This window comes from Stenomitos rutilans (assembly GCF_059505485.1).
Genome location: NZ_JCACKR010000065.1, coordinates 44,119 through 56,304 on the forward strand (window position 1 = coordinate 44,119; position 12,186 = coordinate 56,304).

Sequence of the window (12,186 nt, forward strand, 5' to 3'; positions counted from 1 at the left end):
AAAATCACCTTACTGCTTGACCTGACTTAACGTCTCGCGGCCTGAGGTCTTTTTTAGAAGGGAATATCGTCAAAATCGGCTTCTGAAGGCGCCGTTGCAGGTTCAGACTGGAACTTACCTGCTTTCGCTTTGGCCGTGGGTGTGGATGATGGTTTCGTAGTGGGTGTGGTGGAATTAGGTTTGGCGGCTGGCGTGTTGGTACCAGCGGTTGGTAACGCGGTCGATGCTTCAAGAGCCGTATCTGCACCAAGGCTGTGAATACGCTGAGCCGTCAATTCGGCGCGTTTTTCTTTAAAGCCTTCCGGACGATCGACCGTATTCATTCGCAAGCTTCCTTCAATCACCACACGATCGCCCTGGTGAAAGCGCTCTTGAATCTCCTGCGCCAGGTTGCCCCACCCCACCACTTTCAGCCGTGAAGGAGGATCTTCGGCACGCAAACCCGGAAACTCAACGAACATTTCAGCGATCGGCGTTTGGGTATCGGATGTATACCGCAGTTCGGGAGCCTGAACGATTTCTGCCATCAAGATGCAGCTATTCATGGAACATTCCTAAAAAAGTTGTTAGTTGTTGGTTGTTGGTTGTTAGAGAGGCAGTTGCCATTAGTGAAATGCAAACTCCGCGTTTTGACGTTGAATTTGCGGCTTCGCACTTTACTGCTCACCATGCCGCATCACCAGTCCAGTACTCAGACTAAAAACTAACAACTAAAAACCAATATTCTATTTTAGTACGGGCTTTCTGCTTTCGCGGCTTCTGCCCCCTGGTGTTGATCGACAAAGTCTTGTACGCGCAAGCGATATTCACGCAGGGTTTCGTCTACCCATCCACGATCGTTGCTATTGGCGTAAATGTGTACGACAGGCTCTCCAGCATCGGGCAGGATGAGCACCCAGCTATTGTGCTGATGGTTGAAGATCTTCACGCCATCGACCAGTTCCAGGCTGTCGATCGGATGAGTTTCTACTAAATGCCGCATCAAAGCCCCCTTTGCCGTCCAGGGGCAGCGTACAATACAGGTTTTGTGGCAAACACGGGGCAGATCGGCGCGAATTTGACCGAGCGATCGCTCCTGAATGGTCAGCATTTCAATCAGTTTGGCAATGCAGAACATGGCATCGAAGCCGGGATGCAGTTGTGGAAAAATGAAGCCCATATCCCCACTGCCGCCCAAAATCACGTTAGGACTGGCGTGACAGGCTTCCATAAGTGCTGTTGGATTTGCCTTTGTGCGAACGACTCTACCATCATGGCGATGGGCAATTTGCTCCACGGCGCTGGAGGCATTGACGGGCACCACGATCGTGCCTCTGGGATGATGCACCAGCAGCATATCGGCCATAAGCGCGGTGAGAACTTCGCCCCGAATGGCGCTGCCTGCTTCATCGACCAGAATGAGCTGCTCGCCGTTTGCAGACACCTGCACGCCGAAGTTGGCTTTGAGCGCTTCGACCACATGCCCTAGCTGGCTCAGCAACACTTCCCGATCGGCAAGGTTAGGAGCCGTATGGCTCAGGCTGGCATTCAATACCACCGCATCGCAACCAAATTTAGCGAGAAGTTGGGGCAGCACCGCTCCCGACACCGCATAGGCATAATCAATCACCACTTTAGAACTGCTGTGCTGAATAGCTGGGATGTTCAGGTGCTTTTCAAAGCAGGTGCTGTAGATATCGACCACCTGATTGGCATAGACGACGTTGCCAATTTCTTGAATCTGGGCACGGCGAAAGTCTTCCTTAAAGTAAGCCCCTTCAATTTTCTTCTCGCGGGCTTTGGAAATGTTGATGCCATTGTCTTCAAAGAACTCAATCAAAATATGGTCGGCCCGATCGGGATGCATGCGGACGTGAATGCCCCCCGCGATCGACAGCGTAGGTACGATCGTGCGCGCTAATGGGATCGCCGTGGCTTCCAGGTTTTGAACGTTCACGCCCACCGACATGAGACCCGCAATGAGCGATCGCGACACCATCCGCGAAATGCTGCGTTGATCCCGCGAAACGGCAACATGGGCACCAGGCTTCAGCGTCGAACCGTAGGCCGCACCTAGCTTGACGGCGAACTCTGGCGTAATGTCGATATTGGCTAAACCGGAGACCCCACGCTGCCCAAAAAGATTGCGATAGGCCGCATGTCCCCAAATCAGGTTGATGTTGAGCGTGGCACCAGACTCAACCCGCTTGCTGGGCCAGACTCGTACCCCTGGACTCACCTGCGCTTCTTCGCCGATCGTAGACAGCGGCCCTACGACTGCACCTTCCAGCACATGGGCACGACGATCGACCCGTGTACCACGTGCAATCACGCAGGCTCGCAGATGCGCTTCTTCACCAATGATGGCACCGTTGAGAATAATGGGACGCTTGAGATCCGCATCGGCTCCGATCGTCACGTTATCTCCAATCACCGTACCGCCATCGATTTGAACGCGCGCACCAATGCGGCAGTTGCTACCAATCATGGCAGGCGTTTCAATTTTGGCCGTTGGGTCAAGGTAGGTGTTTTGTCCCACCCATAAACCGGGCGATCGCTCTTCATAAGCAATGTCCAGCTTCACTCTCCGCTCTAAACCATCGTACTGAGCATCGCGATACGTATCTAAATGCCCCACATCGCACCAGTAGCCTTCGGCAATATAGCCAAACATCGGCTCATTTTTCTCCAGCAGCAATGGAAAAAGGTCTTTCGAGAAATCTGCTTCCTGGTTGGGTAGCAGATAGTCCAGGACTTCTGGTTCAAGAATGTACGTGCCTGTGTTTACCGTATCTGAAAAGACTTCGCTGGTAGAGGGCTTTTCGAGAAAGCGTCGGATGCGATCGTCCCCGTCAGTAATGACCACTCCAAACTCGATCGGATTGTGAACACGCGTTAAGATTAACGTTGCTTTAGCCCGACGCTGCTTGTGAAACCGAATAGCAGCCGTCAGGTCAAAATCAGTAATGCTGTCACCGCTCACAACGAGAAACGTATCATCCAGCAACTCCGCAATATTCTTCACACAGCCTGCGGTGCCAAGCGGTTGGTCTTCCTCAACGGCATAGGTCATCTGCACGCCAAAGTCACCGCCATCCTGAAAGTAGTCGCGCATTACGTCCGGCAGATAGTGCAGCGTAGCGATGATTTCTGTAATGCGATGGCGCTTCAACAGATTGAGGATATGTTCCGCGATCGGACGGTTTAGGACTGGCACCATCGGCTTGGGTAGGTCGCACGTCAGCGGACGCAGCCGTGTTCCAGAACCTCCCGCCATTAAAACTGCTCGCATACGTCATCATCCTGTTTAAGCGTCTTGAGAAGGGGGGTGATTTGCAAGGGTAAGAGCGGGGTAGAAGGTAAGAGCCGGAGGGGGAGGGGAAGCGGAGAGAGTTCTGAGTGTTGAATTAAGGCGGTTATCAGCAGTCGTTAGTGTTTACCTTTTGCCGTTTCTTTCTTGCCTTCTGCATGTTCTTCCGTTGCTTTCCCTGCGTCCCTTGCCCCTCTCTTTTCACCATCTTCTTCTAGTGTCATACGTTAAAGACGATTCCGACATCTATCAAGAGCATTGATGGAAAATTCTGCGCGTCATAGCGGCGAAGCTCGTGTGTTCTGCGATCGCCCTTACGCTGCAAGCTAGGATAGAACCAGCTTTAAAGACCACTGGTAGCGTGTCAACTTTGACGGGCTACTAGCCTCAAGCCTCTGTGTCTGAGGGTTGCCCAACTGATGGCTTAACGCGTAGAAATCTAGGAACCGTTATGCTGAGGTTACTCCATCGAGCAGGTTTAACTCGGTTCGTTACCCTACGCTTAGAGAGAGTTACTTGGTTGGGTTGCCATTGAGCCAAGTGTCGAGAGCGAATGCATCCGGAGCGAACAAGCTCATGGATGTAGCTTCAGTTGTAGCCTGCGTTGTTAGTCACTCGTTTTTTTCAGTCAATTAAGGATCAAACCAATGAGTACACTGCTCGTCATTCTGCTAGGAGGTGCCTATGTTGCTGGCATCTGGAAATTTTGGACTGGCTTCAACCGCACCAATTTCAGCAGTGGCCGTGTTTATCTAGCGCTACTATGGCCTATCTTTATCTTCAACAAGTCCTATCGTCAGAACTTTAACCGAGCACTGACAGGACGTTGATGAAATCAGCTAGTAGTTGTCAGCGGTCAGCCGTCAGCCATTAGCATTGTCAGTAAAACTTCATTGCTGATAGATAAACTACACGGTTGCTAAGAGAATGGAGCTAGGAGCGGCTTTAAGCTGATAGCTAGTAGCCAACCAAGCTAATAACTGTTGCTAGAGGAACGAGTCTGAGCATGGCAAAAAAGCACGGATCTGAGTCTCAAGGAGCCTTCTCTAGCAGCAGCTATTTCAGCGAACTAAGTCCCACTCAGGATTGGCAAAGCCAGATTGCTTCTGTAACAGTACGCTTTAACCGCGAGTATCGGGGTGAACCGTTTGATTTGCCCGAAGAAGTAGAGGCCATGCCAATTTTTCGAGAGCGCGCATCGGGTTCGCTGCAAACCAAGCTGGCGTCACCCTTTTGGGAGCTTGCCAAGCCTAAGAAAAATCAGCACTGTCTGGATATTGGCTGCGGGGTGAGCTTTTTGATCTACCCGTGGCGTGAATGGGAAGCGCTCTTCTATGGGCAGGAGGTTAGTGACGTCGCCCGCGACATTTTAACGGCACGAGGACCGCAACTCAACTCAAAATTGTTTAAGGGTGTGGCATTGGGCGGCGCACATCAGTTGCAATATGAGGCGAAGCAGTTTGATCTGGTGATCGCCACGGGTGTGAGTTGCTACTACCCCCTCGATTACTGGGCAGCTGTCCTTGCCGAGGTGAAGCGCGTCTTAAAGCCTGGTGGTATCTTCGTTTTCGATGTACTCGACCCTGAAACACCGTTGGCTGAAAACTGGGCCATTCTGGAAATGTACCTGGGCGCGGAAGTGTTTCTAGAGCCGATCGTCGATTGGCAGAAAACCATCCACACAGCGGGCGGCAAAATTGGGAAGACGCTGCCGGGAGAACTCTTTCAACTGTTCAAAGTGCAGTTTTAATCACAAACCTCGGAATTTTGCTCAAGTAGCGTCTCTGTTGAGCATCAAGTATGTAAATCTCGAAGGTTTTGGTTGAGCGCGATCGTACTTGAAGTGAGACCATTCCTGCCTCAAGTTAGAGCATTCCTATTTCAAACAAGACCATTTCTGTTTGAGGTACGCTCGCCCAATGTAGTGCTCTCTACTCGCATGTCCAGACTTGTGGAATGTAACCTGTAGACAGAAGCGGGTAGGGTGGGCACCTCCCACTCACTCCCCCACTTTTATACCCTCAAACGCTAAACGCTGCGGCTTCCCATCACATCGACAGCCCCAATTTCTGTCATGCATTCTCCTCCGCTCATAGCGATGCGAACTAGAGTATTGCCATTGGTGTTGACACATCGCTAAACAGGACATGTGGTGTAGGGTTGTAGGAAATGCAAATAATGACGGCTGTAAGAGCGGAGCAAGAGCAAGGCCGTATGAATATCAAAGAGCAACTATTACAAGCGATCGAAGTCGTAACCTGTTGTCGGTAGTGATATAGTCATACGTTTTGAGCGATCGTGCTTTCTCAAGCAACCTTGCAACCTCTGCCAGCGTGATCGCGCTAAGGTGACGCACTCGGCGAAGTATTCGCCGTCTTCAGCGCTTCTTGAGCCGATTGACCATCGCCCTGATAGCCGAAATACCAAAGAGCTGCCGCCGCTTCCGCGCGAGTGACCGCTTTCTTTGGTTGAAACAGCGTCGTATAGCCAAACGCGCGACGAATGTTGGCTGCATCGCCATTTTGAAAATCAGCTAACACAGCCCGTTGTGCTTTGGGATTAATGCGGGCAGCGTCTTGAAAGCCCCAGGTTTGCTTAATCGCATCCAGGCTCGCGGTAGGCAGGGCTTGACGAGTATCGGCAGGCACCTTCCACAGAATGAGGTTTTCGCGTGTGAGGGGGGCATCGGGACGGAACGTGACGGTGGTACTGTCACCCGACAGCGGACTGGGAATCAGACCAGCTTCCGCTAACCCTTGAATGGGCGGGAAATCTGGATCAGTGCGGGATACATCTTGAAAAACAGGCTGAGCGGTGTCGGTACTGAGTCGAATCTGTTTGGCTGGTTGGCTGGCATAAAGTCGATTGTTCGCCGCCACTAACCAGCGCACATATTCCCGACGAGTCATGACTTTGTTTGGTGAAAACAGGGTGCTGTCTTTATTTTGAGTGGCTTTAGTGCCATCGGTAGCTGGGGTCAGAACCCCTAGCTTTGCCAGATCGGAAACGTATTGCTGGAGTTCTTTCGGCGTTTTGTTGAGATCCGTAAAGTCGATCGTCGCAGGTGCTGCTTGAGCTTGCCCGTTATTTGCATCACCTGAAGTTACGATCGGCTTCGTGCCACCGTCCGAACTGCCTGACGCTCCAACCACCGTGCTGTCTGAAAGATCAGGAATGCCTGCGCCTCCAGGCTGAGGAGCGAAAGGCGATGGTGTAGCAGACGGACTCAAAATGGGAGCGGGCGATTCACTTGCTAGTACAGAAGGCTGTGGCGTTGTAGAGACCGCAGGCGTTGCCGATGGCTCAGGTGAAGCACTTGCTTCCAGCTTTGGGTCGGCTGCAAAGGATTTTTGTAGTGATTCACCCACTGGGCTATTGGCACAACCTACTAGCGGTAGCAGCAGGCAGGCAACCAAAAGAAGTGAAGCGTTTGAAAGTCTAAAGGGCAACACAGATTATCTACAGGCACCGAGGCAAGGGGGCAGTTTCTACATTAGCGTACTGTTGGGAGTGGAGGCAGAGGATAGGAGGTAGAAGGCTAAGGGCAGAAGGGGTCGGGAGTCGGTTAAAGGCAGAGGGATGAGGGATGAGGGCTAAAGGCTAAAAAGCTGATGGCTGACGGCTGATAGCTCAAAACTAAAGGCAGAAGCAACATCAACTTAAAACTCAAAACTCGACACTCAGAACTCTCCCCACTCCCCACTCCTTATTCCCCACGATGTCTGACCACTGACTTCACTCAAAACTTCTAGCCTTCATCCTTGCCCCTCAAATGCTGATACGCCTCATAGACCGCTTCGAGAAATTGCTCAGCGGTGGTGTCGGGTGGAATGGTTTCGAGTCCAATGAGGGTGCGGAGTTGCCGTGCCAAGCTCAAGCTGAGATCGTTTCTGGCTCTGGCATCCATTGTGCGCCGACGTTGCAGGTAGGTACGCACCACGGCAAAGTCATCGGGTAGCAATTGGCTTAGATCGGCTAATTTGGGCAACTCGATCGCCAGTTGCTTTGCCCGGTCAGAAATCGTTAAAGTGGCTTTGCGATCGCCCCGTTGTTCCTGAATCACGAGCGTTCCGGCTGCCCAATCGCCTAACCGTTTCTCTTGCTTGCCAAGCAGAATAAAGAAGACTCCAACAAAGCAGAAGTCGTCGATCGGGCGTAGTAGTGATCGCAGAGCCGCCTGAGACAGCCCGATCGGTCTGCCACTGTCGCGAATCACGCGAATTTTAGTGAAACGTTTGCCGGGGGTTTGACCTTGCCAGAGCACTTCAAAGAACGTGAAGTAGCCTGTGAAGAGCATAAAATTGATAAGAAGAGCGATCGCCAGTAGCCAGATGGGAAGAGCTGCATAGTTAGCATTACTCCTCTCCAAATAGCGCAGCAGCCCTAATGTAAACACCCCCCAAAGCACCCAAAAAACAACCACCAAAGCGCCTAGAATGTGGTAATCGATGATGAGCGCCAGCGTGCGATTACCAATGCCTGCCAGTGTAAACTCTAGCTCGACACTTTCTGGTGTGGATAGCGAAACGCGGTTGAAGAAATGCATGGTACGGTTAGCTTTGAGCGCCCCGATCGCGTAACTGTAGCCCTAACCCCTCACGGCGACTCCGCAGATCGTAGTAGATCACAGCTTTGATCGCCTGCCATAGCGGCAGCATCACTGTAGAGAGGGTGAAGTTTAGTACAAAGCTAATGAAGGCGGAGCGTAAGAAATAATTGGAAGAGTAAGCAGCAAGCTTGGATGTTGGTATAGTTGTCGACCCCGTACCCGAAAGCAGCCGCACTAATATGAGTATGGGGAGTGTGATTAGTAAGGTCACAAAAAGAATTAAGGCAATCCGCCAGCCATTGCCCTCGGTAAGTGACCACATACGACCGATCGTACTGATAGCTGTCACTTTAGGTTCTATTGCCAAGGGCAGTTCAGTCGCAACTAGTCGGGCATGAAATAAAAGGAGAAAACCTAAAAAGGCTAGGATCAAGACTAAAGCCAACAGTCCAGCGCGTCCAAAAATACTGGCATAGGCGGGAAACATCGCTGGCGACGGGTTCTGAAGAAACTGCGAGCCTCCAGCGAAGTTTAGGAAACCAACAACGACTAATGCCAAAACAAGAAAGAACGCGATTAAGATAACGGTGTTAATAAACCACAACAGCAGACCTGTACCTAGAAAGCTCCACATGCGTGCTTTAATATAGCGACGAGCTTCACCTACTGTCTCTGGCTGGTTAGTCAGTTCACCAAATGCCAGCCGTGCGATGAGCGCTGAGTTTGCCAGATATTTTGCAATTGGGTATAGGCATACACCAATCAGCACTGGAACGCTCAACCACCAAGGGATGTGATAATTTCGCGATGCCACGGAAAAAATTATTGCAAGCACTAGAGCAACAAACCACAACAGCCCCCACAATGTACCAATCAGGGCAATTCTAATGTACTGCTTGAAGTTTGCACCATACAGCCGAAACCCGGCAGTGACAACGTTACCGACACTGAGTGATTGGATGGAACCATGTGAATTGGAGGGAGAAGCCATGAGCTACACTTTGGCTATTCAGCGCATAGATGTTGACGCGATTCTAAACTACGTTTCTTTGGTTCCCAGGAAATATCACAGATTATGAACATACAGCGCTGGCTAGCACGGCGACAGCCGAGTTGGAAAGAACTGGATACCTTGCTTAAAAAAGCCGAAAAACAGGGCTGGAAGGCGCTCGATGCCAATGAAATTCGCCAACTTGCTAGCCTGTATCGATCGACCGCCGCTGACCTGGCACGCGCGCGCACCCATGCCGTTGGCGACCTGGTTGTTCAAGATTTGCAAACCCTTGCCACTCGCGGCTACTCCCAGATCTATCAAGGATCGCGCCGACAGGAATGGCGGGCGATCGGGACGTTTTACCGCTGGGGCTTTCCAGCCGTCGTGCAGCAGTCGCGGGGTTATATTGCTCTGGCAACGGGTCTGTTTGTGTTCGCAGGGTTAGTGTCCTGGTGGCTGTCATGGCGAGACCCCAGTTTTCTGTCGCTGGTTGTTCCCCAACGCATGATTGAGCAAGTACGCGATCGCGGTGAACTCTGGACAGGGTCGATCGTGGGCATTGAGCCGTTTGCCTCCAGCAACATCATGATCAACAACATTAAGGTGTCCTTTGCAGCCGTCGCAGGCGGTATGACAGGGGGGCTTTTCACCACTTTTGCCATGCTCCTCAATGGTGTGCTCATTGGCACCGTTGGCACCCTTGTCGGGCAAAATAATCTCGCCTTTCCCTTCTGGGCCTTCGTGTTTCCCCACGGAGCACTGGAACTGCCAGCCATTTTTCTCGCAGGTGGCGCAGGCTTTTTGCTTGCGAGAGCGCTGTTGTTTCCTGGTGAATATCGACGATCGGAGGCACTCAAACTCTACGGCGCACAGGCCGCTCAACTGGTATACGGCATCGTTCCCATGCTGGTGATTGCGGGTCTTATCGAAGGCTTTTTCTCACCCAATCCAGCTATTCCTGACTTGCTTAAATACGTAGCGGGGACTGTGCTATTGGTGGCGCTGCTCTGGTATTTCGGACAGAAAGAGGTGAGGCGTGAGGTGCCAGAGGTGAATGATAGACGACTGGAGAGTTAATGGTTACTGACTGCTGAAGGTCGCTTTTTTAACAATAGTTGATTCGGTTTATACCGTTTCCACGCTTAAGAAGGTAACTCTTTGGATAGAAAAGATTCAGTTTTTAGACCCGTATCAATAATTACATCCAGCTTCGTAATGATTGAAAAGACCAGTGGAAGGAATATCGAGAAGAGCGTTTTTGACGTCCTTTCTACCGCTGCCCGGTGACAATATACGCTACGCGCTTGCCAATGTTCGTAGCGTGGTCTGCCATGCGTTCCATGTGGCGAATGACGAGCACCATGAGGACGATCGGCTCTACAATGCCGGGAACATCGCGTTGGTGTGCCAGTAGCTCGTATAGCGTTTCGTAATCCAAATCAACCGCGTCATCTTTGATTTTAATTTCCAACCCTGATTCCGCATCCAGGTCAGAAAGGGCGGCGAGGCTCATGGCTAGCATGGCGCGACAGCGATCGCACATCATCTGCACCCGTCCCATGTAAGCAGGCGGCGAGTAGGGAAACAGCCGAATCGCAATTTCACCCAAATCTTCGGCGTAGTCGCCGATGCGCTCTAAATCGCGTACAAGCTGCATGGTGGCACTGAGCAACCGCACATCTTGAGCCACCGGAGCCTGAAGGGCAATGAGGCTCACACAGTCTTGCTCGATCTGGCGGTAAAGCTTATCAATTTGTTTGTCTTGCAGCGCAATTTTGGCTGGGGCTTCGAGGTCACGATCGAACAATGCCTGACGCGCCATCCAAAAAGAGTTTTCTACCAGCGCTCCCATACGCAAAACATCGCGCTGAATGCGCTTGGTCTGGCGATCGAAATGTGTACGAATGAGTCTAGGGCTTTCCAATGAAGTAATCGCACATAAAGTCCACAACGCCAACCTGGAAAAATTCTAGATTGTTCGCAGGCACTTCTGTAGACAAGTATAGTTGTCAAGCTTATCGCAGGTAAAAAATCTTGACAGTCGGCTGCAAGACATCGTCACAATGAAACAAGCGTGGAACGGTCGATTGGTACTGGGTGGGCTAAAAGATTGATCAGTCAATCAGCTAAGAACCCTCAAACGTCTCAAGATGCACTGCTACACCTTATGCTGAGCAAGCTGCACTGACTTGCTTAAATCGCTTTCTATCATTACTTACGCCCCAACCATCTATCATCCTCCTTCAACTCCTGCTGTCGCCATGCCTGAAGCCCTAGACCTACCCACACTCTTTGCCCAATTACAAACCCGATATCCTGCCAGTGGGCTACTGACTGAATTGGTGCAAATTCATGCCGATCGCTTTGTTGTACGGGCGATCGTGCAGCTAGGCAATATGACGCTAGCAACGAGCTTAGCCGCCGCAACGACCGTTGAACAGGCAGAAGATCAGGCACGGCTACGGGTGTTAGTACTGCTGGGTATCGCTCTAAACGTGCAGCCCGTTCCGATAGCAAGTACTACGTTACCCTTTCCCTACGCCAATGCTCCAGCAACGCCACGAACACCAGCGGACATAGCGCTGCCGACGTTCAATGAGGTTGCACCTCCAAGCGATGTGCCTCCGATCGCCTTGGCAGGTAATGAGGCAACGATCCCCCCTCCGCCCACTTTTCCCCCGTTAACGATCGAGCCAGCGCTGCTATCTCACCTTCCAAACGCGTCCTTCTCCACCCCAGCCGTTGACCCATCTGTACCAACCCTTGATCGTTCCGAAAGGGCGCTAGAGGGTTGGCAGACACCGCTTGAGGACGTACCAGACGATGAAGCACCCTTCGATCGAGATGATAGTCCTGACGACGAGACTCCGTATGATCAGGCTCCGTATGACGAGGCTCCATATGACGAAGCCGAACCATTCGTTGAAGAGGAACCCGATCGCGCGCTTACCACTGACGAGCCTCTTCCTGCCGCTGAGGCACCAGTCTCTAGAAGCAAACCCCGTAAACCAACCGCTAACAAAGAGACTCCTGCGGATGCTGGCACATCTGAAAGCGCGTCAAGAGATTTATCCTCGTTGATCTCGCAGATTGGGGTGGAGATCGATCGCATCGGCTGGAGCAAGCGTCAGGGCAGCACCTACCTGCAAAAAACCTACGGCAAAAAAACTCGCAGTGAACTCACCGACGATGAGCTGGAGGACTTCTTGTCGTACCTGAATACACAGCCATCGGCGGGACAGGAGTGAGGGGAGCAGAGAAAGCAGGGGAGTTATGAGCTAAGTTAGCGGTCAGCTATCAGCTATCAGCGGTCAGCCCCTTCCCCTTTTGCCTTTTGCCTTTCTCCTTCTGCCT

Annotated in this window: 10 protein-coding genes; 4 read left to right on the plus strand and 6 right to left on the minus strand. The window is 51.7% G+C overall.

The genetic code is table 11. From position 1 onward, the window contains the following. Positions 1-53 precede the first annotated feature (53 nt). Positions 54-545 (minus strand): single-stranded DNA-binding protein, encoded by a 492-nt coding sequence (locus tag AC5JLP_RS12365; RefSeq protein WP_496068214.1) that lies wholly within the window; start codon positions 543-545, stop codon positions 54-56. Between the two features lie 185 nt (positions 546-730). Further along, the gene (locus tag AC5JLP_RS12370) at positions 731-3,271 is read right to left on the minus strand and encodes a sugar phosphate nucleotidyltransferase (RefSeq protein WP_496068215.1); all 2,541 of its coding nucleotides are present in this window, start codon (positions 3,269-3,271) and stop codon (positions 731-733) included. Between the two features lie 665 nt (positions 3,272-3,936). Here AC5JLP_RS12370 and AC5JLP_RS12375 point away from each other — a divergent pair. Together AC5JLP_RS12375 and AC5JLP_RS12380 are read left to right on the plus strand one after the other, a co-directional pair. After that, positions 3,937-4,119: a hypothetical protein gene (locus tag AC5JLP_RS12375; RefSeq protein WP_496068216.1), complete on the plus strand. Its 183-nt coding sequence runs from the start codon at positions 3,937-3,939 to the stop codon at positions 4,117-4,119. A 176-nt stretch (positions 4,120-4,295) separates the two neighbouring features. Next, the gene (locus tag AC5JLP_RS12380) at positions 4,296-5,039 is read left to right on the plus strand and encodes a class I SAM-dependent methyltransferase (RefSeq protein ID WP_496068217.1); all 744 of its coding nucleotides are present in this window, start codon (positions 4,296-4,298) and stop codon (positions 5,037-5,039) included. Between the two features lie 592 nt (positions 5,040-5,631). Here AC5JLP_RS12380 and AC5JLP_RS12385 read toward each other — a convergent pair. From AC5JLP_RS12385 to AC5JLP_RS12395, 3 genes are all read right to left on the minus strand, one after another. Beyond that, positions 5,632-6,657, minus strand: coding sequence for an S-layer homology domain-containing protein (locus tag AC5JLP_RS12385; RefSeq protein ID WP_496068218.1), 1,026 nt, complete (start codon positions 6,655-6,657; stop codon positions 5,632-5,634). 380 nt (positions 6,658-7,037) lie between these two features. Next, positions 7,038-7,835, minus strand: coding sequence for an RDD family protein (locus tag AC5JLP_RS12390; protein ID WP_496068219.1), 798 nt, complete (start codon positions 7,833-7,835; stop codon positions 7,038-7,040). A gap of 7 nt (positions 7,836-7,842) precedes the next feature. Then, the gene (locus AC5JLP_RS12395) at positions 7,843-8,829 is read right to left on the minus strand and encodes a hypothetical protein (protein WP_496068220.1); all 987 of its coding nucleotides are present in this window, start codon (positions 8,827-8,829) and stop codon (positions 7,843-7,845) included. 84 nt (positions 8,830-8,913) lie between these two features. On the opposite strand from AC5JLP_RS12395, the gene AC5JLP_RS12400 reads away from it, so the two are divergent. Next, the gene (locus tag AC5JLP_RS12400; RefSeq protein ID WP_496068221.1) at positions 8,914-9,909 is read left to right on the plus strand and encodes a stage II sporulation protein M; all 996 of its coding nucleotides are present in this window, start codon (positions 8,914-8,916) and stop codon (positions 9,907-9,909) included. A 193-nt stretch (positions 9,910-10,102) separates the two neighbouring features. On the opposite strand, the gene phoU is transcribed toward AC5JLP_RS12400, so the two are convergent. Continuing rightward, complete coding sequence (gene phoU / locus AC5JLP_RS12405; RefSeq protein ID WP_496068222.1) at positions 10,103-10,756, minus strand: phosphate signaling complex protein PhoU; 654 nt, start codon at positions 10,754-10,756, stop codon at positions 10,103-10,105. 337 nt (positions 10,757-11,093) lie between these two features. Between phoU and AC5JLP_RS12410 the strand changes: the two genes are divergently transcribed. Then, positions 11,094-12,080, plus strand: coding sequence for a slr1353 family protein (locus tag AC5JLP_RS12410; RefSeq protein WP_496068223.1), 987 nt, complete (start codon positions 11,094-11,096; stop codon positions 12,078-12,080). Positions 12,081-12,186: the final 106 nt, after the last annotated feature.